At 69.2% G+C, this 24,298-nt stretch carries 15 protein-coding genes; 7 read left to right on the top strand and 8 right to left on the bottom strand.

The features are described 5' to 3' along the window. Positions 1-9: 9 nt before the first annotated feature. The 3 genes from ACQHIV_RS41920 to ACQHIV_RS41910 are packed head-to-tail and all read right to left on the bottom strand — an operon-like array spanning position 10 to position 5,789. Positions 10-1,026 carry an FAD-dependent oxidoreductase gene (locus ACQHIV_RS41920; RefSeq protein WP_427890312.1) on the bottom strand — a complete coding sequence of 339 codons (1,017 nt, stop codon included), beginning with the start codon at positions 1,024-1,026 and terminating at the stop codon, positions 10-12. Next, positions 1,023-1,703, bottom strand: coding sequence for a TetR/AcrR family transcriptional regulator (locus tag ACQHIV_RS41915; protein ID WP_427890310.1), 681 nt, complete (start codon positions 1,701-1,703; stop codon positions 1,023-1,025). The genes ACQHIV_RS41920 and ACQHIV_RS41915 overlap by 4 nt, the downstream gene beginning before the upstream one ends. Before the next feature lie 45 nt (positions 1,704-1,748). Then, a complete protein-coding gene (locus tag ACQHIV_RS41910; protein ID WP_427890308.1) occupies positions 1,749-5,789 on the bottom strand; it encodes an RICIN domain-containing protein in 4,041 nt (1,346 codons plus the stop codon). Between the two features lie 145 nt (positions 5,790-5,934). Here ACQHIV_RS41910 and ACQHIV_RS41905 point away from each other — a divergent pair, with 145 nt between their 5' ends. Further along, entirely contained in the window at positions 5,935-12,219 is a 6,285-nt protein-coding gene (locus ACQHIV_RS41905) for an RHS repeat-associated core domain-containing protein (protein ID WP_427890306.1), read from the top strand. Between the two features lie 61 nt (positions 12,220-12,280). Then, positions 12,281-13,123, top strand: coding sequence for a phosphotransferase (locus ACQHIV_RS41900; protein WP_427890304.1), 843 nt, complete (start codon positions 12,281-12,283; stop codon positions 13,121-13,123). Here the strand turns inward: ACQHIV_RS41900 and ACQHIV_RS41895 are convergent. From ACQHIV_RS41895 to ACQHIV_RS41885, 3 genes are read right to left on the bottom strand one after another with little or no spacing between them, the layout of a single operon-like run. After that, complete coding sequence (locus ACQHIV_RS41895; RefSeq protein ID WP_427890302.1) at positions 13,113-14,018, bottom strand: carbohydrate ABC transporter permease; 906 nt, start codon at positions 14,016-14,018, stop codon at positions 13,113-13,115. The genes ACQHIV_RS41900 and ACQHIV_RS41895 overlap by 11 nt on opposite strands. Beyond that, on the bottom strand, positions 14,015-14,893 hold the full coding sequence (locus ACQHIV_RS41890) for a carbohydrate ABC transporter permease (protein ID WP_380202308.1): 879 nt from the start codon (positions 14,891-14,893) through the stop codon (positions 14,015-14,017). Before ACQHIV_RS41890 ends, ACQHIV_RS41895 begins: the two co-directional genes overlap by 4 nt. Continuing rightward, on the bottom strand, positions 14,893-16,191 hold the full coding sequence (locus ACQHIV_RS41885; protein WP_427890299.1) for an ABC transporter substrate-binding protein: 1,299 nt from the start codon (positions 16,189-16,191) through the stop codon (positions 14,893-14,895). Before ACQHIV_RS41885 ends, ACQHIV_RS41890 begins: the two co-directional genes overlap by 1 nt. Before the next feature lie 84 nt (positions 16,192-16,275). Here ACQHIV_RS41885 and ACQHIV_RS41880 point away from each other — a divergent pair, with 84 nt between their 5' ends. Continuing rightward, complete coding sequence (locus ACQHIV_RS41880) at positions 16,276-17,292, top strand: LacI family DNA-binding transcriptional regulator (protein WP_427890297.1); 1,017 nt, start codon at positions 16,276-16,278, stop codon at positions 17,290-17,292. Between the two features lie 40 nt (positions 17,293-17,332). Continuing rightward, positions 17,333-18,493: a glycoside hydrolase 5 family protein gene (locus ACQHIV_RS41875; protein WP_427890296.1), complete on the top strand. Its 1,161-nt coding sequence runs from the start codon at positions 17,333-17,335 to the stop codon at positions 18,491-18,493. Here ACQHIV_RS41875 and ACQHIV_RS41870 read toward each other — a convergent pair. Together ACQHIV_RS41870 and ACQHIV_RS41865 are read right to left on the bottom strand one after the other, a co-directional pair. Further along, positions 18,483-19,643, bottom strand: a complete 1,161-nt coding sequence (locus tag ACQHIV_RS41870; protein WP_427890295.1) for a serine hydrolase domain-containing protein — start codon at positions 19,641-19,643, stop codon at positions 18,483-18,485. The two genes, ACQHIV_RS41875 and ACQHIV_RS41870, sit on opposite strands and share 11 nt — an antisense overlap. A 63-nt stretch (positions 19,644-19,706) precedes the next feature. Further along, positions 19,707-20,420, bottom strand: a complete 714-nt coding sequence (locus ACQHIV_RS41865) for a TetR/AcrR family transcriptional regulator (RefSeq protein ID WP_427890293.1) — start codon at positions 20,418-20,420, stop codon at positions 19,707-19,709. Positions 20,421-20,562: 142 nt separating this feature from the next. On the opposite strand from ACQHIV_RS41865, the gene ACQHIV_RS41860 reads away from it, so the two are divergent. Genes ACQHIV_RS41860 through ACQHIV_RS41850 form a run of 3 tightly spaced genes read left to right on the top strand, consistent with a single transcriptional unit; the run spans position 20,563 to position 24,265 of the window. After that, positions 20,563-20,988 (top strand): DUF1707 SHOCT-like domain-containing protein, encoded by a 426-nt coding sequence (locus ACQHIV_RS41860; protein WP_427890291.1) that lies wholly within the window; start codon positions 20,563-20,565, stop codon positions 20,986-20,988. Further along, the gene (locus tag ACQHIV_RS41855) at positions 20,985-21,719 is read left to right on the top strand and encodes an ABC transporter ATP-binding protein (RefSeq protein ID WP_427890289.1); all 735 of its coding nucleotides are present in this window, start codon (positions 20,985-20,987) and stop codon (positions 21,717-21,719) included. Before ACQHIV_RS41860 ends, ACQHIV_RS41855 begins: the two co-directional genes overlap by 4 nt. A 14-nt stretch (positions 21,720-21,733) precedes the next feature. After that, the gene (locus ACQHIV_RS41850) at positions 21,734-24,265 is read left to right on the top strand and encodes an FtsX-like permease family protein (RefSeq protein ID WP_427890288.1); all 2,532 of its coding nucleotides are present in this window, start codon (positions 21,734-21,736) and stop codon (positions 24,263-24,265) included. The last annotated feature ends 33 nt before the right edge of the window (positions 24,266-24,298 follow it).

Genomic DNA, 24,298 nt, shown 5'->3' with positions numbered 1-24,298 from the left:
CGGCACCCCCTAGAAACCGCGGAAGAAATTGACCAAGCCGGTGGGGGCGTCGGGGGCGAAGCAGAGCTCTAGGTTGTCGGCCGACTCGCGGGCGGACTGTTCGGCGCGGGTGAACATGGCGGACTCGTAGGTGTCCAGCGGGTCGCCCGCGATCAGCGTGGCGGCGAGTTCGGCGGCGTCGTGGAGGGCGAGGTTGGCGCCCTCGCCGGCGAACGGAGACATCAGGTGCGCGGCGTCCCCGAGCAGGGTGACGCCCGGCACCGGCTCCCATCGGTGCCCGATCGGCAGCGCGTGGATCGGCCGCGGGATCAGCTCGCCGTCGGCCTCGCGGATCAGCCGGAGCAGGGCGTCGTCCCAGCCGGCGAAGGTCCTCTCCAATACCTCGGCCGTGATCGGCGCATGCTCGGTCGCGCGGTAGGCGGCGTACACGTGCAGGCGGTCCGGCTCCCGGTGCGCGAGCAGCCCGCGCCCGTCCGACAGCGCGAACATCGACCCGCCGCCGACCAGCTCCGCACTCTCCGGATGCCGTACGCCGGGATCGAGCAGGTCGAGCTCCGCGAACGAGATCCCGGCGTACCGCGGGACCGCGTCCGACACCAGCGCCCGCACCTTCGACCACGCGCCGTCCGCCCCGACGACCAGGTCCGCCTCGGGCAACTCCCCGTCGACCTTCGAGTTCCAGCGGATCATGCCGTCGGGCAGGCTGCTGATCAGCAGGTCCCGCAGTGCCTTCCGGTGTACTTCGGGCCGGCCGTTGCCGCCATCGTCCGCGTGCCGCAGTACGCCGTGCTTGTCGTACACCTTCATCGCCTCGCCGCCCGGCAGCACGAGCGGCAGGAAGTCGTCGTACAGCCCCGCCGCGCGCAGCGCGAGCTGGCCGGAGTCCTCGTGGATGTCGAGCATCCCGCCCTGCGTCCGCGCCACGGGCGACGCGTCCGCCTCGTAGACGACGGCCTCGACGCCGTTGACGTGCAGAATCCGGGCCAGCATCAGTCCGCCGAGCCCGGCCCCGATGATCGCGATCATGCCGACTCACCTCCTGTGCGTGGAGTGCCGAGCACCCCGTTGAGCAGTACGTCGATCCCCCAGGCCAGCCGCCGCTCCCCCGGCCCGCTGAACAGGTCCTCCCCCAGCGCGGCGATCCGCGGATGCGTCTCGGGCCGCACCGCGAGCAACGCGGCCCGCGCCACCCCCCACGCCTCCGGGTCGTCGCCGCCGGCATGCTCGGCAGCCGTCGCCGTTGCCAGCTGCAACAGCAGGTCCACACCCCAGGCAGCCTGCGCCGGCGGTACGCCGCCCTCGTCCAGCAACACGAGCAGCCCCTCGACCAACCGCAGGTAGTTCTCCCCCGCGGGCCGCGCCGACACCGCCGACTGCGCCAGGCTCGGGTACTCGAACAGCACCCGCGTGTACGACGTGAGCACCGAAGCGATCCGCTCCCGCCAGCCACCCGCGGCCGGCACCGCCGACAGATCCACCGTCGCCAGCAGGTCGTCGAGCACCGCCCCGTGCAGGAGCGCGGTGTTCCGGAAGTACACGTACAGCGACGCCGGCCCGGTATCCAACTCCTTCGCCAGCCGCCGCATCGTCACGCGGTCCATCCCCTCGGCCCGCATCACCTCGACCGCCGCCGCGACGATCCCCCGCCGCGACAACGCCGCCTTGGCCGGCCGCTCTCTCCTGCTCCTGGGTTCCTCGCTCACCCCTCCAGGGTAACGAACATGTTCGTTACGAACAAGTTCGTCGCCTCAGAGCTTGTCGATCCGCCAGCGTTGGCACGGGCCGTTCCAGTACGGCCAGGTGTCGACGAGCTGGCCGTGCGCCGGGTTGCAGCCGTTGACGTCGAGGGACAGGCCGGTGTCGGCCTGGTGGATGCTCCAGCCGTCCCCGGCGGGTTCGATCCGCCAGCGTTGGCAGTCCGATTCGTCGACCGGGAAGGCGATCACCGTCGCGTGCGTTGCGCGCGAGCAGCCGGAGGTCTGGAGTGCGGTGTTCGTGCTGGGATCGACGATCTGGTAGATGTCGTCGCCGAGCGGTTTCAGCTGCCACTTCTGGCAGGGGCTGTCGGCGATGTAGTCCCAGGTACGAACGCCTTGTGCCGGGTCGCAGTTGGTGATGTCGAGGGACATGCCGCCCTGCAGCGAGGTGATCTTGTAGCGGCCGTCGAGTTGGGGGCTGTTGAGTGCGGCTCGCAGGACGAACTGTTGCTCGGCGCCGGTGTCGCAGGGTTCCTGGACGAGCTTGACGCCGTTGCCGGTGGCACTGTCCGCGATCGCACCGCATTTGCTGCTGTGGGCGAATCGCAGCCGGAAGACGGTGCTGTAGCTACTGCCTTCGACGTACTCGAGGGTGACCTGCTGATTGGCCTGGTCGAGGCAATGCCAGAGCAGGACTTGCTCGCCATCGGCCGGGCTTTGGTTGTGGACGTCGAAGCAGCGCGGTACGCCGTCTGCCGGCTTGGGCGCGATGTTGACGTGGACCGCCTGGATCTCGTACTGCTCGGTGCCGGCCACCGGGACCAGCCGGAAGCGTTGGTGGAGGCCGCCGAAGCAGTCCCACTGCTGGATGTCCGCGGGTACGGTCTGGCTTGCACCCGCGACCTCCAGGCAGCGACCGCTCAGCCGGGACACCAGTTCGTACGTCCGGGTTTCGACGTCGTATTTCGGGCCTGTCCCGGCACCGATGCGTGGTTCGCGCCAGCCTGACACGGGTGCGTCGAAGGCTGAGCCATTGGACGACAGCAGATAGACCTCTCGCCCGCCTCCGTCGAGTGAGTAGACGAGCGCTGCGTCGGCCTTGCCGTCCCCGTTGTAGTCCCCGACAGTCAGTGCGGTCTTCAGCGGGTCGAACCCGGACTTGTCCTGCCACCATTGGGAAAGCACCAGCGCGCTGCCGGTGGAACGCAGCACTTTGAGGGACGTCTGTTGGTCGCCGTCGTCGTACACGGCCACCACGTCCTGGTTGCCGTCGCCGTCGACGTCACCGGCCACGGCGTTGGCCTTGTCCCAGCAGAAGCCGCCCGCGCCGCTGTCGAACCATTGGGTAGCGGCGGCGAAGGCCGATCCGGTCGACGCGAAGACGTTCGCGGTCGTGCGGCATCCGCCTCGGTTGTCGAGGCTGACAAGGTCGGCCTTTCCGTCGCCATTGACGTCGGCCAGAACCGGACGGCTGAGGGACCAGTCGCCCGAGCCCGCGGCGGTCTGCAGCCATTGACGCGGCGCCGCGAGGTTGCCGCCCGGGAACACCAGGACCTGCCAGCCGCCGTTGCCGGAGTTCACCTGGACGACGAGATCGGTCTTGGTGTCTCCGGTCACCTCGGCGGCGAGCATCCGTGCGGTACCGACGGTCCAGGCGTTCGGCGTACTGCGCCAGACCGGCGCGGACGGTGACAGGAGACGGTTGCCGTCCGACGGCAGTACGTAGAGTCCGACGATGCCGCCCGGTTCGTCGCGGAACATCGCGGCATCGGTGCGGCCGTCTCCGTCGAAGTCGCCGGTCACCGAGCGCGTCCTGGAGAGCTGGAAGCCGCCGTTGCCGCCGCTGTCCCAGGCGACGGTGCCGGTCGCCAGACCGGAAGGCGTGGCCAGCGCGGTCCAGACGGTGGTGCGCCCGAATCCCTGGTCGAGGGTGAAGCTGACGTCTGCACGTCCGTCACCGTTGACGTCGCCAGGAACGTGCCGGACGGGCGGGGCGCCGGCCGACTTCGCGACCAGGTCCCAGCCCTGGGTCGCTGCGCTGACGTTGCCGGCCTTGTCGACGGCACGGACGTAGAGCTTTCGCGTCGGCAGGCCGGTCAGCGAGTCCGGCCAGACCGTCACCGGGACGGTCGCTGTTCCGTCCGCGGCGGCCTCCACCAGCTGAACGGTCTTGTCTCGCTGCGAGCCGTACTGGTACTCGACGACGTCACTGTCGCCCGCGGCGGGATGCAAGGTGACGAAACCGGTCGTTCGGAGCAGCGTCACGGCTGACCCGTTCGGGAAGTCGGTGGAGGTGATCGTGGGCTGGTTCGGCGGTACGGCGTCGACCGTGAAGTAGCAGCGTGGGCTCGCCGGCCCGAAGTCCGTGGCGGGTGCGTGGACCTGGTCGTCGCTGCGGGCGGTGTAGTAGTACGTCGTACCGGCCGCCAGCTGCCCGTCCGGTAGCTCCGGCCAGCCGAACGCGGCTCCGGAGCTGGTGAGGGCGGAGTCGGCGGTGTACTGGACGGCGTCGTCGGACGCTCGCTGGATCGTCAGCCGGGTGCGGAGCGTGTCGCCGTCCGGGTCGGAGGCGATCGCGGCGAACGACGGATGCGTGCTGCTGATCACGGTCGGCGCGGCCGTCGTACCGCAGGTCTTCGGTTGGCTGAAGTTCACCTTCGTCGGCGCGAGCGGCAGGTTGTTGTAGACGATCTCGATCGCGGCGGTCTCGCCACGGAACTTCTTCCACTCGAGCCGGTGCGCCGCGTCCTCGTCGGGTGCCCGCAGACCGAGGCTGACCGTCGGTGCGTGCTGGTCCGCGAGCTGCTGGATCAGGCTCTTCAGGGCGTCGGTCTGGTACCCGAGTGAGACGTCGGGGGTGTTGTACGCCGCTCCCTGCGCGCCGCCGAGGTACTGGTACCAGGTCGTGTTGTTCCACGTCACGCTCTGGGACCGGTCGATCGGTGAGACGCGATACAGGTCGACGTACGTCGAGGTGGAGCTCGGGGTGTAGTGCAGGGTGATGGTGAACCGTGCGCTGAGGATCTCGGCGCCGCCGACGTCTCCCAGGTCGAGGCGGTACAGCGAGCGGTAGATGTTGCCGGAGTCGTCGTACGCCCAGCCGGTCTTCGCACCTTCGTCGCGGTCGTAGTTCCAGTACGACGTGTTCCGGGTCGAGTCGTCGCGGTTGTTGATGTGGGTCCACATGTCGCCGGCGACGTCCGACCAGGACGGGTCGATGGTGACCGGGAACCTGGTGCCCCGGGCGCTGAGCAGGGACAGGTCAGGTGTGAGGACGACGTGTCCGGGGACGGCTTGTGCGCGGACCTTGCGTTCGGTGCCGTTGGCGTCGGACATGACCGCCTGCCCGGAGGCGTACACGACCCGGCCGCCGGTATCCACCGCGACGGTCGTGCCGTCGGCGCGGGTGCTGATCGTCAGGCCGGTCGCGCTAAGCGGAAGGCTCAGCCGGCGCAGGGCCGGGTTCTTCGCCGCGGCGGCGGACTTCACCACCAGCAGCTCGGCGAATCCGGCAGCCTCGGCGCGCAGCTGAAGGTCGACGCCGGGCAGTACGTCGGGGTAGGTCGCGGTGCTGCCCGTGAGGCGCGGTACGGGCAGCCGGCCGGGCCAACCGAGCCGGACCTGGCGCGTGGTGTTGCCGAGGGCAACCAGATTGCCGGTGCCGCCGCCGGACAGTACGAGCGGCGCCGCGGTCGCTGCCGGCCGGACCGTTCCGTCGGCGGTGAGGTGGAGCGTGGTGTCGACCGGTGTCCAGCCGGCCCCGCGGCGGACCCGGACCGGCCCGGCGTGCTGGACGAGGGTGCGGCGGCCGTCGGGGTTCACGTACACCTGAGCAGACGCGGTCCCCGCCGACGCAACCTCAACCCGATGCCCAGTAGCCCGCGCGGTCACCGACGCCGCCGCCACCTCAGCCGCCGCAGCTTCCGATTCCTCCCCAGCTACTGCTGTTGCCGGTGGATGGTCGGCCGCTGCGGTGCTGGGGTGGGTCGGTGCGGCCAGGAATCCGAGTGCGACCGCGAACGCGAGTGACGTGACTGTCCAGCGCCGTACCTTCACCAGCGGCCTCCCCAGCACGGACGGATGTGCCGTCACGATGACACCGGAAACCCTTGCCGGACAGCGTTTCCACGGCCGTCGAATGGCCTCACCGGATTTCCACCTGGCTGGAATGGATTGCTTCGGCAGGCTCCGGCGGCTGCACTGACGGAGCCCTTCCGCCCAGGCACCAGGAGTACCCATGCCCACTCCGCACCGCGCGCGCCGACGGCGCATCCTCATCTCCGCCGCGCTCGGCGTCAGCCTCGTCCTCACCCTGCAGGCCCCCGGCGCCATCGCGGCGACCACAACGGACAAGCCGGCGAAGCCCAAGGCCCCGGCCCTGACCCAGCGCAAAGAGACGTCGGTCGACGTCACCGCGGTCAAGGCGCGTGCAGGTACGCCCGACGCGGACGCCGATCGTACGGTCACCTCGAATCCCTCACCCCACTGGCCCGCTCCCGGCACCGCCGAGGTGGCACTGCCACCGGCGGCCGCGATCTCGGCGCAGCAAGCAGGGACAGCGAAGCAAGCCCTCGCCCAGGCAGGCTCCCTGCCGATCGCGATCGGGCCGAGCACGGCAGCGAATCGCGCGTTGGCCGCGGGTCGACCACTGGCGGACTCGCCTGGGAAGGTCCGCGTCGATCTCCTCGGGCGTACCGGCAATCAACTGCGCATCAAGCTGACCCGCACCGACGTCGCCAAGCAGTCCGGCCAGGTCGCGCTCAAGGTCGACTACTCGGCCTTCCGGACCGCGTTCGGCGGCGACTGGAACCGGCGTCTGGGACTCGTCCGGCTCCCGGACTGTGCAGCCTCGACTCCGAAGAAGGCCGGTTGCGGGACCGGTACCCCATTGGCAACGCAGAACGACGGCGTCGGCGCACTGACGGCGGACGTCCCCGCGTCCGGCGTCTTCGCCGTACAGGCCGCGGCAGCGAGCGACGCCGGCAGCAGTACCAGTACTTCGCTCAACGAAACCGCGACCTGGCAGGCCGGCGGTCAGTCGGGTGACTTCAGCTGGAACTATCCGATGAAGGCACCGCCGAGCCTGGGTGGACCGAGCCCTGACCTGACACTGGGCTACTCGTCCGGAAGCGTCGACGGACGGACGAGCTCGGCCAACAGCCAGGCGTCATGGGCCGGCGCAGGCTTCGAACTGACGCCCGGCGGCAGCATCGAGCGCCGCTACGCGTCATGCGGTTCGAAGACCGAGCAGAAGGGCAACAACGGTACGAAGCCGGTCGGCGACGTGTGCTGGGCCACCGACAACGCCACCTTCACGTTGAACGGCGCAGGCGGAGAACTGGTGAAGGACGACGCCACCGGTACGTGGCACCCGCGCAACGACGACGGAACCAAGGTCGAGCGGCTGTACGGCGCGGACAACGGCGACGGCGGTCCGACCGGGCAGATCCCGGGCGCGAAAGGTGAGTACTGGGTCATCACGGACAAGTCCGGTACGAAGTTCTACTTCGGGCTGAACAAGATCCCCGGCAACACCTCCGCGAGCCAGGACACCAACTCGACGTGGACCGTGCCGGTGTTCGGCAACAACGCCGGCGAGCCGTGCAACCAGACCGCGTTCGCCAACTCGTACTGCGACCAGGCGTACCGCTGGAACCTCGACTACGTCGTCGACACCCACGGCAACACGATGAGCCTGTTCTACTCGAAGGAGAACAACAACTACGCCCGGAACGCCACCGCGACCACGGTGTCGACGTATACCCGGGCCGGCAACATCAAACGGATCGAGTACGGACAGGCCGACGGGCGGGTGTTCCTCGACAAGGCGGTCGGGGTCGTCGACTTCACGACCGCCGACCGGTGCTTCACCGGTAGCGCGTGCGCGCCGTCGGACTACCCGGACACCCCGCTCGACCAGGAATGCACGAGTACGACGAACTGCGACAACCACTTCTATCCGACGTTCTGGACCAAGCAACGGCTGACCGGCGTCACCACGTCCGTGTGGCGCGGGACGTCGTACCAGCCGGTGAGCTCCTGGAGCTTCCGGCAGAGCTTCCTCGACCCGAAGGACACCCGATCGCCGATGCTGTGGCTGGACGGGATCACGAACACCGGGCTGGTCGGCGGCTCGATGGCGACCCCCGAGGTCACGTTCGCGTCGATGATGCTGGCCAACCGGGTGGTCGGGGCCGACGGGTTGCCGGCGATGAACTGGCCCCGGATGCAGACGATCACCTACGGAACCGGCGGGCAGCTGACGGTCGACTACCTGCGCCCGGACTGCAGCCTGCCGGACAACGTGCCCACGCCGGACAGCAACGGGATGCGGTGCCACCAGATCAAGTGGACGCCACCCGGCCAGGCCGAACGGCAGGACTGGTTCAACAAGTACGTCGTCAGCACCGTCACCGAGTCCGACCTCACCACCGGACTCGACCCGGTGACCACAACCGTCGACTATCTCTCGGCGCCGGCCTGGCACCACGACGACGAGGAGGGTCTGGTCGAGGTCGACAGCAAGACCTGGTCGCAGTGGCGCGGCTACGAGAAGGTACGCGTCACCAAGGGATCCGGCGCCGACGCGCAGGTCACCGAGAACACCTACTTCCGCGGAATGGACGGCGACCTGAAGGCCGACGGCACGACCAAGGACGTCAAGGTGACCGACTCCGCCGGCACCGCGCTCGAGGACAGGGCTCCGTTGTCCGGCACCCAGCGGGAGCAGACGACGTACGACGGCAGCAAGATCGTCTCCCGTTCCATCACCGACCCGTGGGTGTCGAACGCGACCTCCAGCCGGACCAACGAGACGTCCGGTACGACGCCCGCCACCACGACCCAGTCGTTCATCGTGCAGCAGGCCGCCGTCCGCGACCAGGAAGCCAGCGGCACCGGCTGGCGCAGCAGTGTCTCCAGCAACACGTACGCCGCCGACGGCGCGGTGGCGACGACGTACGACCAGAAGGACTCCGCGAACGGCGCCGACGACACCTGCACGCGGTACGAGTACGCGTCGAACACCGCCAAGGGCATCGTCGACCTGCCGACCCGCAAGCAGGTCGCGACCGGAACGTGTGACACGCCTCCGACCGCGAACAACGTCGTCAGCGACGACCGGATGACCTACGACAGCGGTGCGCCGACCACCGGCAACAAGACCAAGACCGAGCGGTTGAAGGGCTGGAACGCCGACGGCACGCCGCAGTACCAAACGGTCGGCACCAGCACGTACGACGCACAGGGACGCGTAAGGTCGACCACGGACGCGCTCGACAAGACCACGCAGGTGAACTACAGCCCGGCCACCGGACCGGTCACCAAGACGACCACGACACTGCCGACCGGACTCACCACGTCCACGGAGCTCGACCCGGCGTGGGGCGAAGAACTCGCAGCCGTCGACCAGGCCGGCCGACGGACCGACACCCGGCGCGACCCGCTCGGCCGCGTCACCGCGACCTTCCTGCCCGGCACGGACCGCAACGGCATCCCGAGCACCAAGGTCAGCTACGCGACCGGCACCGACAAGCCGAACGTCGTCACCACCGAGACCCAGGCCACCGACGGCACAGTGTCGACCAGCTACGACCTGCTCGACGGTCTGATGCGAAAGCGCCAGACGCAGCAGCCGGCGGCCGACGGCGACGGCCGGATCATCACCGACTACCGCTACGACGCCCGCGGGCTGGAGGTCCAGGAGGACGGCCCGTACTACAACTCCGCTCCCCCGGGCACGACCGTCGTACAGCCGACGGACCCGGCGAAGCTGCCGAGCCGCAAGGTCACGCAGTACGACGACCTCGGCCGGCCGGCGCTGGAGACGTTCTACTCGCTGGGCAAGGAGCTCTGGCACACCAGCCACACCAACGGGACCGGCGTCGAGACCATCGATCCGCCGGACGGCGAGCAGGCCACCACGACGTTCACCGACGTCGAAGGCCGTACCACCGAGATCTGGAAGTACCACGGCAGCGACCCGACCGGGGCGTACGACCGCACGCTCTACAGCTACAACGCGGCCGGAAAGCTCGCCAAGGTCACCGACCCGGCCGGCAACGTGTGGACCTCGGACTACGACGTCCGTGGCCGGCTGATCCGTGCGGTCGAACCGGACAAGGGCGAGACCAAGTACACCTACGACGACAGGGACGAACTTCTCACCAGCACCGACGCCCGCAACGTCACCCTCAGCTATACCTACGACGATGCCGGCCGTAAGACCGCCGAGTACCAAGGCACCACCAAACTCGCCGAATGGGTGTGGGACACCGTCAAGCCCGGCTCGCTGACCAGCAGCACCCGGTACGTCGACGGAGCGGCGTACACCCTGCGCTACACCGGCTACGACAACGGCGGCCGGCCGACGGGCAGTGACCTGGTCATCCCGTCCGCCGAGGGCAAGCTGGCCGGGACCTACTCGGTCGGCATGACCTACACGCCGGACGGCAAGCCCGACACGACCTCGCTGCCCGCGGTCGGCGGCCTGCCGGCCGAGAACCTGAAGATCGGGTACGACGACCAGGGCCTGCCGTCCACGCTCACCGGGGCCGACACCTACGTCCGCGGCACCGTGTACACGCCGTACCGCGAAGTCGAGACACAGGCGATGGGCCGCGGCGACAACTGGATCCAGCAGTCCTTCGAGTACGAGGAAGGCACACACCGCCTGTCCCGTGCCAGCGTGCTGACACCGAACCAGCGCGAGTCCGACGTGCACTACAGCTACGACCCCGCGGGCAACGTCACCAAGGTGACGGACACCCCGGCCGACGGCACCAATCCCGCACTCAACGACACCCAGTGCTTCACGTACGACGGCTACCGCCGGCTCACGCAGGCCTGGACACCGTCGAGCGGAGACTGTGCGGCCGCATCGAGCAAGGACACGCTCGGCGGGCCGGCGCCATACCTGCAGAGCTGGACGTTCGACGTTGTCGGCAACCGCAAGACCCAGAGCACGACCATGCCGGCAGGCACCACGACCAGCACCTACACCTACCCCGCCGCCGGACAGGCCCTGCCCCACGCCGTCCAGAAGGTCAGCGAGACCGGACCGGACGGCACGACCAAGGACAAGACCTTCGGGTACGACGCCCGCGGTAACCAGACCACCCACGCCGGCGACACCTACGCCTGGGACGCCGAAGGACACCTGAGCACGGTGACCTCCGGTGCAGCGAAGACAAGCTTCGTGTACGACGCCGACGGCAACCGGTTGATCCGGCGCGACGGCTCCGGCAGCACCCTGTTCATCGGCGACACCGAAGTACTGCTCAGGCCGGACAGCTCCGTCCTCGGCACCAGGTACTACGCACTCGGCGACACCCCGATCGCCGTCCGCACCGGCGCGACCCAACTGACCTGGCTCGCGTCCGACCACCACGGCACCACCAACCTCACCATCGACGCCGACACCCTGTCGGTGCAGCGGCGCCGGACCACGCCGTACGGCGAGATCCGCGGCGCGACACCCGACGACTGGGCGACCCACCGCGGGTTCGTCGGCGGCACCGAGGACACGTCGACCGGGCTGACCCATCTCGGGGCACGTGAGTACGACGCGGCGCTCGGGAAGTTCGTCTCGGCCGACCCGGTCGTCGACTTCAACGATCCACAACAGCTCAACGCCTACGCGTACGCGAACAACAGCCCGGTCACCTTCAGCGACGCCGACGGGCAGCGCTACGTGTACGACGTGGTCAAGGAGCTGAAGACCCGGATCAAGGTCGTCACCAAACGCATCATCGAGTACCGCCGCGAGATCGTCACGCTGGTCGTGAAGGCGTATCTGTTCGCGTTCGCCAGCATGGTGGCGCAGGTCTTCCACAACTACGCACTCGCCGCACTGTTCCGCTCCGAAGCGGTGAAGACGATCGTCCGGATCCGCCAGATCGTGCACATCGTCCACGAACTCGTCAGAGTCCTGGAAGAGGTCGCAAAAACCGTCAAACGCTGGGTCCCCGACCGGGCCAAGGAGATCGACGCCGCCATGAACGGCCTCCGCGCCGCCGCCGAATCGGTCAACCGCGTAGCCAACTCGGTCAATGCCCTCGCCGCCGCCTTCGCCATCGACGACCACGCGAAGGGAGGAGGAGGTGGCGCCTCCGGCGGTGGCGCGCCGCCGGACGCCGACAACCAGGACAACCCCTACGGGCAGAACGACCCTGGTGACGTGAACTGGACCTTCACCTGGATCGCGTCGTTCCCGGGCGCGCTCGGGGCCGGGATCGCCTGCGGAGCGTCACTGGGCGTCGGGTGCGTCCTCGGAGCGATCGCGTTCGTCGGCCCGCAGCTCGCGGCAGGGTTGTGGAACTGCGTGAACGGACCACACGGCGTCGACTGGGGTGCCTGCGGGCGGGCGATGCTCACACCGAGCCCGGCGGATATCCGACGGGGCCTGGACGTCGTCCAGTGGTTCAAGAACGTCTGGGCCGACGTCACCAGGACTGTGCCGGTGGGTCCCGACAACCCGAACTACGAGTGCAAGCACATCTACGCGATGGGCTCTGGCTGCTGAGCGCGCGGGCGCCCCGGGGAATCGGGGCGCCCGTTCCGCGTTGGTTCGGTACGGTCGGCGGATGAGCGAGTTGCCGCCTCCTGTCCCGAAGCTCGACGCGCGTCAGTTGGTGGACGAGGTGAACCGCAGTACCGGGGCCGGGCTGGAGTTTGTCGGGGAGGCGGCGGGTGGTGAGGTGGGGGCGGCGTTCGTGCGGTGGCCGGACGGGCGGGACGGGGTGTTGACGCGGGCGGCCGGGGACGTCGGCGAGTTGCGGCGTACGGCGGTGGCGCTCGACGCGGCGCGGGGAACGGGGCTGCCGGTTCCGCGGTACCAGTTGGTCGCCGACGGCGGGGTGGTGCAGGAGCGGCTGCCGGGGCGGGCGCCGGCGACGGTGGACCGGGCGTTGCTGGAGGCAATGATCTCGCTGGCGGACCGGTTCGCCGGGGTTGCGCCCGAACTGCCGGTGCCGTCGATGCACCTGCTCGAGAGCGGCCCCGGCTTTTGCCTGCACGAGTCGCTCGAGCGGTACGACGACCGGACCCGGAAGCTGCTCGGCTGGATCCGCGACGTCGGGCGTGCCGAGCCGGGTGGGATGACCGGCGACGACCTGGTGCACCTGGACTTCCACCCAGGGAACGTGCTGGTCGACGATGCCGGCACCATCACCGGCATCGTCGACTGGGACGGGATCGGCCGCGGGGACCGGCGCTTCGGCCTGGTCACGCTGCGGTTCAGCGCCCACGTCCGGCTGCCCGGCGCGGACGTTGGCTGGTTCGACGAGCTGCTCCAGGACGCCCTCGAACCCGACGTACTGCGGCTCTACTGGGCTCACATGGCGCTGCGCCAAGTCGACTGGTCGATCCGCCATCACACGGCGGCGGACGTCACGCACTGGCTGGAGTTCGCCGTACCTATCCCTTGACCGCGCCTTCCTCGACGCCCTTGAAGAAGAAGCGTTGCAGGGTGGCGAACACGATCACGATCGGGATGAACGCGATCATCGTGCCGGCCGCGATCAGCCGCGGGTTGTTACTGAAGGTGCCGGACAGGTACTGCAAGCCGACGGTCAGCGTGTACTTGTTCGGGTCGGTGAGCACGATCAGCGGCCAGAGGAAGTCGTCCCAGGCGCCGATGAACGCGAAGATCGCGATCACGCTGATCGTCCCGCGCACCGACGGCAGGCCGATGTACAGGAACCGCTGCCAGGCGTTCGCACCGTCCACCACCGCCGCCTGATCCACCTCGACGGGCAACGAACGAAACGCGTTGTACATCAGCAGCACGTTCAGCGCGCCGATCATGCCGGGCAGCGCGACGCCGACCAGCGTGTTCGCCAGCCCGAACTCCCGGACCGTCACGTACTGCGAGATGATCGTGACCTCGCCCGGCAGCACCAGCGTCGCGAGGAACAGTCCGAGCACGAGCTTGCGCCCGCGGAACTGCAGCCGCGAGATCGCGAACCCGGCCAGCGACGCGCCGATGATGTTGCCGCCGACCACCAGGAAGGCGACCACGAGCGAGTTCCGCGCGTAGTCGAGCACCGGGATCGTGTCGGTGACCTCCTTGTAGTGCGCGAACGTCGGCTGCGCCGGGAGCAGCCGCGGGATCCGGGTGTAGATGTCCTCGCCGGACCCCTTCAGCGACGTCGACAGCTGCCAGAGGAACGGCCCGATCGTGATCAGCAGCACGAACACCAGCAGTACGTACCGCGCGACCTTCTCCCGCGGCGACACCGAGTTGAACCCGAACGCACGACTCCGCTTGCCGGCCGGAGAGGCTGAAGGTTTCGAGACGGGTCGCTCGGTCACAGCCGTCATGCCTCGGCTCCTCTGCGGTTCAGGCGCGCCAGCACCAGCATCGGTACGACGGTGACGAAGAACAGCACGATCGACAGCGCCGACGCGTACCCGAGGTTGCCCTCGAAGCCCTGGCTGTACTGCTGGATCAGCATCACGACCGAGTTGTCCCGGCCGCCCGGACCGCCCTTGCCGCCGCTCAGGATGAACAGCTCCGAGAACACCCGCAGCGCCGACACCGAGATCAGGATCGAGATCAGGATCATCGTCCCGCGGACGCCGGGGATCGTCACGTGGATGAACCGGCGCAGCGGCGAGGCCCCGTCGACCGCCGCGGCCTCGTGCAGCTCCCGCCCGACGTTCCCGAGAGCGGCCAGGTAGATGATCATGTAGTACCCGAGCCCCTTCCAGATCGTCAGGCTGATCGCGCTCAGCAACAACAGCCACTGGTCGGACAGGAACGGCAGCGGCCCGGAGATGAACCCGAGCTTCTCGGCCAGCCCGTTGACCAGGCCGCGGTCGTCGAGGATCCACTGCCAGATCAGCGCCACGACGACCGCGGACGCGACCACTGGTGTGTAGAACGCCGTACGGAAGAAGGTGATCCCGGGCAGCTTCTTCTCGACCAGTACGGCGAGCAGCAGCGGCAGGACCGTGAGGAACGGCAGGCAGACCACCATGTAGATCACGCTGTTCAGCAAGGCCCAGCGCAGCTGCTCGTCGTGCAGGAGGGTCTCGAAGTTCTTCAGCCCGACGAAGTGGCCGCCGCCGATCGGCCTGGCGTTCGTGAACGACAGGATGACGGTGTTGATCGACGGCCACAGGTTGAACACCAGCAACCACGTGAGTGCCGGGATCACCAGCACCCACGGGGTGAACCACCGGTTGTAACGCATCAGGAGGTGAGCAGCTGGTTGGCCTTCGCCACCGCGGCGTCGAGGGCGGCCTGCGACGAGATCTTGCCCGAGATGGCCAACGAGATCTGCTGACCGATGAAGTCGTTGGTCGCGCCACTGATCACCGGCGGCTGCAGGTTCTTCGCCTTGGCCAGCGACTGGAACGCGAGCACCTTCGCGTCACTCTCCGGCGTACCGTCGGACTTCGAGAAGTACGGGTCCTGCGCGGAGGCCTTGGTGGACGGGAAGATGTTCACGATCTTCGCGAACGCGGCCTGGTTCTCGGCGTTCGTGACGAACCGGGCGAGCGCGATCGCGGCGGCCTGGTTCTTCGTCTTCGCCGACACCGAGAGGCCCTGCACGTACAGCGGCGGGGTGTCCAGCGCGGGCGACGGGACGACCTTGCCCTTCAGCGACGGGTTGTCCTTCATGAAGTCCTGGATCGCGTTGCCGCCACCGGTGGTCCAGGCGACCTTGCCCTGGGTGAAGAGCTTCGAGTTGCCCAGGTACTCGTTGGTCAGGATGTCGCGCGGCATGTACCCGGCCTTGTAGGCGTCGCGGTACTTGTCCAGCAGTGCGGCGGCCTCGGGGGTGTTGAACACGAACTTCTTGCCGTCGTCGGAGAGGATCTTGATCCCGGCGTTGGTGAAGTCGCCGATGCCCGGCAGCCGGCTCATCAGGTATTCCTTGCCGCCGGTCTTGTCGTGCATCGTCTTCGCGGCCGCGAGCAGTTCGTCGAAGGTCTTCGGCGGGTTCTTCACGTCCAGGCCGGCCGCGGCGAACTTGGTCGCGTTCCAGTAGTCGATGTCGGTGTTCAGGTACCACGGGTAGCCGAACGTGCCGCTCATCCCCTGGTATTCGTACGCCTGGACGCCGCCCTCGACGTACTCGTCCTTGATCTTCGGGTCCGCGGCCGCCACGTCGAGCAGCATGTTCTGCTTGGCCAGCGAGAGCGCGAAGTCCGGCGGCAGGTTGGTCACGTCCGGGAGCTGGCCGGCCGACGCCTGGCTCAGCACCTTCTTGTCGTAGCCGTCGCCCGGCTGGTCCAGCCAGGTGACGTGGGTGCCCGGGTACTTCGCCTCGAACGCCTTGATCACGCCTTCGACGTACGACGTGAACTTGGGCTTCAGCGCCCAGGTCTGGAAGCTGACCTCACCGGTGACCTGGGCGTTCGCGTCCACGGTCGGCTTCGCGCCGCCGCTGCTGCTGCCGGAGTCCTCGGAACCGAGGCCGCAGCCGGCGAGGGTGAGGGCGGCGGCGGCAAGAAGTGCCACGAGCGCCGGACGGCGTCTACGCATGGGATCTCCTGGATTTGATAAACCGGTATAGCTCCCGAACTATCCACATCGTAGAATCCGCTGTCAAGGGCAGGAGGTACCACGATGGCGAGACCGACGATCGCGGACATCGCGACCAGGGCCGGGGTGTCGAAGGGTGCGGTGTCGTTCGCGCTGAACGGCCGGCCGGGGGTCAGCGACGCGACCCGCGAGCGGATCCTGAAGATCGCCGAGCAGATGAGCTGGCGGCCGCACAGCGCGGCGCGCGCGCTCGGCGCGTCCCGGGTGGACTCGGTCGGGATGGTGATCGCCCGCCCGGCCCGGACCCTCGGCGTCGAGCCGTTCTTCGCGCACCTGCTGTCCGGCGTCCAGTCCGGCCTGTCCGCGGAGTCGATCTCGCTGCAGCTGCTGATCGTCGAGGACACCGCGGCCGAGATCGAGGTGTACCGGCGGTGGGCCTCGGAGCACCGGGTGGACGGCGTGATCCTGGTCGACCTGACCGTGAAGGACCCGCGGATCGACGAGCTCAAGGCGCTCGAGCTGCCGGCCGTGGTGATCGGCGGCCGCGGCGGCAAGGGCGCGCTCGCCTCGGTCTGGGCCGACGACCGGGACGCGATGCTGGCCATCGTCGAGTACCTGGCCGCGCTCGGCCACCGGCGGATCGCGCACGTCGCCGGTACGCCGGACTTCCAGCACACGCAGCGCCGGATCCGCGCGGTCCGGGACGCGGCACCGCGGCTCGGGCTGCTCGACGCGCCGTCGCTGACCACCGACTTCAGCGACGCGGAGGGCGCCGCGATCACCCGCAAGCTGCTCTCCCAGCCGAACCGGCCGACCGCGATCGTCTACGACAGCGACGTGATGGCGGTGGCCGGCCTCGGCGTCGCGATGGAGATGGGCGTGCCGGTGCCCGGCGAGCTGTCGATCGTCGCGTTCGACGACTCGATCCTGACCCAGCTGATGCACCCGGCGCTGACCGCGCTGTCCCGCGACACCTTCGAGTTCGGCCGGCAGGCCGCCGAGGTGCTGCTGGACACGCTCGCGGACCCGAGCACGGTGATCAACCGGCGCAGCGCCGATCCGGTGCTCACCGTGCGCGAGTCGACCGCACCACCCGCGTAATGTTTGCGCTACCGGCCTAAACCGATTTAGCATCCACGCCATGGCATTGCAGACCACCGCGCCCAGGTTCGGTGCGAACTACGTCCCGTCGGCGGGGTGGTTCTACAGCTGGCTCGACTACGACGGCGACGCGGTCCGGCGGGACTTCGCGGACCTCGCCGGGATGGGCCTCGACCACGTCCGGGTGTTCCCGGTCTGGCCATGGATCCAACCGAACCGGGCGATCATCCGCGAGCAGGCGATCGCCGACCTGCTGGACACCATCGACGCCGCCGCCGAGCACGGCCTGACCGTCGCGGTCGACCTGATCCAGGGGCACCTGTCCAGCTTCGACTTCCTGCCGTCGTGGGTGCTGACCTGGCACAAGAGCAGCCTGTTCGAGGACCCGACGGTCCGCGAGGGCCTCACGGCGTACGTCGACACCGTGGCGCGCGCGGTCGCGAGCCGGCCGAACGTCTTCGCGATCACGCTCGGGAACGAGGTCAACAACCTCTGGCCGGACAGCTCCACCACCGCGGCGACCTCGACGGCGTGGGCGCACGAGCTGCTGATCACGCTGAAGAAGGCGGCGCCGAACGTGCTCGGGCTGCACTCGGTCTTCGACGACGCCTGGTACAAGGGCGACCACCCGTTCCTCGCGGCCGACGCCGTGGACCTGGGCGACCTGACGACCGTGCACTCGTGGGTTTTCAACGGGGTCTCACGAGTGGACGGTCCGCTCGGGCCGGCCACGCTCACGCATGCCGACTACCTGATCGAGCTGGCCCGGTCGCTGGCGCCAGAGCGGCCAGTGTGGCTGCAGGAGGTCGGCGTACCGGGGCCGGACATTCCCGTCGACCTGCAGGCCGAGTTCACCCGCCGTACGGTCTCGAGCGTGCTGACGAATCCGGCGTTGTACGGCGTGACCTGGTGGTCGTCGCACGACATCGACCGGCGGCTGCTGGACTTCCCGGACCGTGAGTACGACCTCGGGCTGTTCACCGTCGATCATCAGCGGAAACCGGCCGCGCAGGCGTTCGCGGAGGTGATCGCCGACGTCCGGCTGAACGGCGTACCGCGGCGGGAGCCGGTGGCGACGCTGCGGGCGCCGGTCGATCTGCGGACCGAACCGGGCCGACGCGCGGAAGTTGCCCCCGGCAGCGAGTTCCATCTGCGGTGGGTCGCGGCCCGCGCGGACGGCCCGGTCCGGATCAGCTCGTGAGCACCTGACGCAGCTCCTGGTTGACGTTCGTACCGGGGGCCGGGTCGTAGTTGCCGAGATGTACGGCGGTGTACCCGAGCTCCGGGTACCACTCGGCGCTGGTGCTGACGCCCGGTGCTCCGCCGGTGTGGCCGGTGATCAGTCCGCCGTTGAGGATCGAGCTGTCCACGCCGTACCCGAAGAAGTTGATGATCGCCGGGAGCCCGGGCTTGGCCGGCAGTGTCCCCTGCGAGAACTTCGGCGTCACGAACACGTCCCGCCACGTCGGGCTCAGGAGCTTGCCACCGGTCAGCGCCTTGACGAACCGCACCAGGTCGGGCGCGGTCGCGAACGCGTTGCCCGCCGGGGTGCCGATCAGGCCGAACTTGCCCGCGGCGAGGGCGTCGTACCGCTTGCCGGACTCGTCGGTGGGGTACGGATGCGCGAACCGGGGGTCGGTCCGCCACTGGCCGAGCAGGGTGAAGTCGGACGACGTCATACCGGCCGGGCGGAAGATGTTCGTGCGGATGTAGTCGTAGTACGAGACGCCCGCGATCTTCGCCACGATGCAGCCGAGGACGTGGAAGCCGGAGTTGCTGTACTTCGCCGCCGTGCCCGGCGCGAACGCGAGCGGCTCGGAGCGGATGAAGCGCAGGACGCCGTCCATCGCCTGCTGCGGCGTCGTCCAGGTCGCGGACTCCTCCCAGTACCCGGGGAGCTGCATGTAGTCGCCGAGGCCCGAGGTGTGGGTGAGCAGCTGCTGGATCGTGACCTTGTCGCCGATCCCGTCCTCGAACCCGCTCAGGTACTTGCCGATCGGATCGACCAGGTCGAGCGACCCCCGCTGCACGAGCTGCCCGATCGCCACCCCGGTGAACATCTTCGTCACCGAGGCGAGGCAGAAGATCGTGTCGGCCCGGTTGCGGATTCGCCGCTCCCGATCGGCGTACCCCATCGAGCGGGACACGACCGGACGACCAGCTTTCACTACCAGGACCGTGCCGGAGAACGAATCGTCGGCCTGGAGCTTGTCCAGGTACTTCTCGAGTTCGTCGAACGACCTGGGCTCCCGCGCGGAGCTGGGCCGGGCCGAGGCGCCGCCGGCAACCACCGGTACGACGGCCAGACCGGACCGCCGGAGAAAGGTACGCCTGCTGCTCTGCTGTGCCAAGGGAGTGCTCCTCACGTGATCGATGACCACTGAGATCCAACTCCGCAGGCTGTTTCGCCGGCGTTACTGCTTCGCGATCAGTGCCTCGATGCCGTCGAGGATGCGGGCCAGCCCGAACTCCAGGTCGTCGTCGAGCTCGTCCTGGTACTCCGCGTTCAGGTACAGCGACGCCACCGTCGGGTAGCCGCCCTCGAGCAGCCGCGGCACCAGGAACCGGCCGACCTGTTCGGCCTGCACCGGCGTACCCTCGCGGTTGCCGAGCTGCCGCGCGAGACCCGCGTAGTTGCGCGCCCAGCCGTCCAGCAGCATCAGGCAGCCGAGGTTGTCGTGCTGGTTCAGGCCGGTCTGGTCGAGCGCGGCGAGCATCACCTCGACCCAGCGCAGGATGTTCGGCGTGGCCGGCGCGCCACGGATCGGTACGTCGAGCAGCCACGGGCGCTCGGCGTACTGCTTGACCTGGGCATCGACCCACGCGATCGCGGCCGGCCGCCAGCCGTCCGGGAGTTCCGGCGGCGGGCCGATCGCCTTGTCGTGGACCAGCACGATCAGCTCCTCCTTGGAGCGGACGTACCGGTACATCGCGTTCGTGGTGACGCCGAGCCGGCCGGCGATCCGCTGCAGCGAGATCGCCTCGAACCCGTCCCGGTCGCCGAACTCGATGCCGGTGGCCACGATCTGCTCGACCGTCAGGGCCGGCTTCGGCCCACGCCGCTGCACTGGCTGCACGCCCCAGGACAGGGCGAGCCCGGGCGGCAGCGCCCCGCGGTCCTCGGTCATACCTCCCATCCTGTCGTACGCCGGACGGCGCCGAACAGGGGTGCTAGCACCACCTCGAAACGGGTCCTGAGCACCGCGCGGCCGAAACTGTTCAACCCCTACGCTTTTTCACATCGGAACCCACTCGAAAGGACCCACCCCCATGAACACCTTGCTCGAAGGCCTGCTGACCCCCGACCAGGTCGCGCTCACGGACACCGACCGCCGCGCCGCGATCGCCCGGCTGGACAGCGCCGTACGGCAGGCCGCCCTCACCCCGTCGCAGGCGAGCGACCGGCAGCAGCGGGTGCTCGCGGCCCGGACCCGCGGCGAACTCCGGAACATCCTGTCCGGCGTCGCGAACGCCGCCCCGCCGCGCGGGCTGACGCTGGCGCTGCAGGCCTTCACCGGGGTGTGGCTGGTCGCCTGTGTCGTGCAGTTCGTGGTCTGGATGGCACTCGCGGTCTTCGGTCACTTCGACGGGCCGTGGTGGCTGTGGTCGGACCTCGGTCTCGGCGCGATCGTGGCGATGCTGTGGTGGACGAACGAGTCGTACCACCGCAAGAGCGACGTGCTGGTCGCGGCATGAGCGCGCCGGTGCAGCTGACCGACGTACGGAAGGTGTACGGCGTCGGGCCCGGCGCGGTCGATGCGCTGGCCGGGGTGACGTACGGGTTTGCTGCCGGGTCGTTCACCGCGGTGATGGGGCCGTCGGGGTCGGGGAAGAGCACGTTGCTGCACTGCGCTGCCGGGCTCGACGTGCCTTCGGCCGGGTCGGTGGAGTTGGCCGGGCAGTCGCTGGACGGGCTCGACGAGACGGCGTTGACGGAGTTGCGGCGGGAGCATGTCGCGTTCGTGTTCCAGTCGTTCAACCTGATGCCGGCGTTGACCGTGCGGCAGAACGTCGTACTGCCGATGACGCTGGCCGGGAAGCAGCCGGACAACGCCTGGGTGAGCGAGGTGATCCGGCGCGTCGGGCTCGGCGAACGGGTCCGGCACCGGCCGAGCGAGCTGTCCGGTGGACAGCAGCAGCGGGTCGCGATTGCGCGAGCGCTGGCCGGGCGGACCGCGATCACGTTCGCGGACGAGCCGACCGGGGCGCTCGACACCACCACCGCCCTCGAGGTCCTCACGCTGCTCCGCGACCAGTCCCGCCAACTCGGTCAAACCATCGTGATGGTCACCCACGACCCGGTCGCCGCGTCGTACGCCGACCGCGTCGTCTTCCTCGTCGACGGCCGGATCGTCTCCGAGTCCACCCGCCCCACCCCCGACTCCGTAGCCACCGAACTCGCCCATCTGAGCACCACAGTCCGTTGAGGGAGATCTGACTCATGTTGCGCCTCGCCGTCACCACCCTGCGGTATCGGACCGCCGCGTTCCTCGCGATATTCGTCGCGGTCCTGCTCGGCGGGGCCCTGCTCAGCGCCGCCGGCGGACTCCTCGAAACCGGCCTCCGCCTGAACGCCCCACCCCAACGCCTCGCCGCGGCACCCATCGTCGTCACCGGCGACCCCGCCTACCACCCACCGGACGGCAGCGGCTCAGCCGCCCTCCCAGAACGCCACCGCGTAGACCCCGCCCTCCTCACCCAACTCACCCACACCCCAGGCGTGGAGAAGGCAGTCCCCGACCGCTCGTTCCCAGCAGCCCTCACCCCCGCCGCGGGCGCGGGCGGGCCAAGCGGGAGGCCCGGCACGGCCAGCACGTCGGGTGCCGACGGCGCGGGGGCGACCGACCCCGGCGCGGGTGTGCTTGCCGGGCACGGGTGGGCGTCCGCTGCGCTCACGCCGTACCGGCTGACCGACGGGCATGCGCCGCGGAGCGGACAGGTGGTGCTGGACGAGCGGCTGGTCGGATCGAGCAAGCCTGGTGAGCAGGAGACGATCACCGTCGCGGGTCAGCCGCGGACGTACACGCTCGCGGGTACGGCGGTCGCCGAGCACCAGGTGGACGTGCCGACGGTGTTCCTCTCGGATGCCGACGTACCGGCCGGCATCGATGCGATCGGAGTGTTTCCGGCGGACGGTACGTCGCTGCGGGACCTCGTGAAGCGGCTCGACCTCCCGGCCGGGGTGAAGGCCTACACCGGCGACGAGCGAGGTGTCGCGGAGTTCTCGGGGATTGCGACCAGCCTCCCGTTGATCATCATGTCCGGCGTGTTCGGCGGCATGGTGGCCGTGGTGATGGCGCTCGTGGTGTCCGCCACGATCGGCCTCTCAGTCCGGCAGCGCCGCCGCGAACTCGCGCTCCTCCGCGCCAGCGGCGCCACCCCACGCCAGGTCGGCAAGATGGTGATCGCCGAGACCATGGTGGTCGGCGTACTCGGCCTCGTCCTCGGCCTCCTCTGCGGCCGGATCGCCGGCACCTGGATCTTCGGGATGCTGGCCGACGGCGGCATCGTCCCGCCGCAGCTGCGGTTCGACCAGGGCCCGCTCCCGTTCGCCGGCGCCGCCGTACTGACCTTCGCCGTACTGCGCCTCACCGTAGGTTTCGCCGCCGCCCGCGCCGCCCGGATCCGCCCGATCCAGGCGCTCGCCGAGGCCGCCGTACCGAACGTCGCCGTCGGCCGCGTCCGGCTGCTCGTCGGCCTGGTCTTCGCCGGTGGCACCGTCGCGATCGCGCTCTCCACCCCGTTCATGGGTCCTGCCAACGCTGCGGCGATCGGCGGCCCGGCCGGGCTGACCGGCTCGATCGCGGTCGCCGTACTCGCTCCGCTCGTCATCCAGCGCGCGCTCATCCCCCGCATCACCCGCCTGGTCGAGAAGCGCGGTACCAGCGGGACGCTGGCCGTGATCAACCTCCGTGTCCGCGCCGTCCAGTTCGGCGCGATCCTGGTCCCGATCACGATCGCCACGGCGATTGCCATCGGCAACATCTACTCCCAGACCACCCAGCAGCAGGCCGCCGTCGACGCCTTCACCGAGAACCTGGACGGCGACGTCGTGATCACCTCCACGACCGGCGGCATCCCCGCCTCGCTGACCACCGCCGCCCGGACCATGCCGGGCGTCACCAAGGTCTCCGAACTGGTCCGCAGCAAGGGCTGGATCGAGGCGCCGTACGACAAGTCCCACACCAGCGACGCCTGGCCGCTGCTCGGCCTGAGCGGTCCGGTCTACAAGGGCAAGGTGAAGAAGGGCTCGCTCGACGACCTCACGGGCAACACGATCGCGATCCCGCCCGGTACGGCGAAGAAGCTGAAGGTCGACGTCGGCTCGGAACTCGGCGTACGGCTGGGCGACGCCGCACTGGTCAAGCTCAAGGTGGTCGCGCTGGCCGAGGGACCGTCCGGCTACGAATCCCTCCTGCTGCCCGCGCAACTCCTCGCCGCCCACACCACAACCGGTCTCCCCAACCAACTGCTGCTCAAGACGAGCAACAAGAAGCTGGATCTCTCGCAGTGGCCGGGTACGTCGATCAGCGGCCGGAGCGGGCTCGCGGACGGGCTGGACACCGGGCTCGGCGTGGACGCGTGGATCGGCTATCTGCTCGCCGCGATCGCGGTCGCGTACACGGCGATCGCCTCGATCAACACGATCGCGGTCGCGGTCCTGGACCGGCGGCGCGAGTTCGGCCTCCAGCGGCTGACCGGGTCGACCCGCCGCGAGGTGTCCCGGATGCTCGGCCTGGAGGGGCTGCTGATCGCGGCGCTCGGGCTGGTCGCGGGGCTGGTCACGGCCGCGTTCACGGTGTTCCCGATCGCGGTCGCGACCCGCGGCTGGCCGATCCCGTCCGGGCCGGCGTGGATCCTGCTCGCCTGGGTGGCCGTCGTACTGCTGCTGGTGCTGCCGACGACCGCGATCACCGGCCGGATCGCGATGCGCACCAAGCCGATGGACGCCCTCAGCTCACCGGTCGGGTGAGCTTTCCGGAAAGAAGTCGTCACCAGGCGCGAA

Origin of the sequence: Kribbella polygonati (assembly GCF_050320105.1) — a bacterium.
Lineage (GTDB): Bacteria > Actinomycetota > Actinomycetes > Propionibacteriales > Kribbellaceae > Kribbella.
This window is presented reverse-complemented; position numbering and strand designations above follow the sequence as displayed.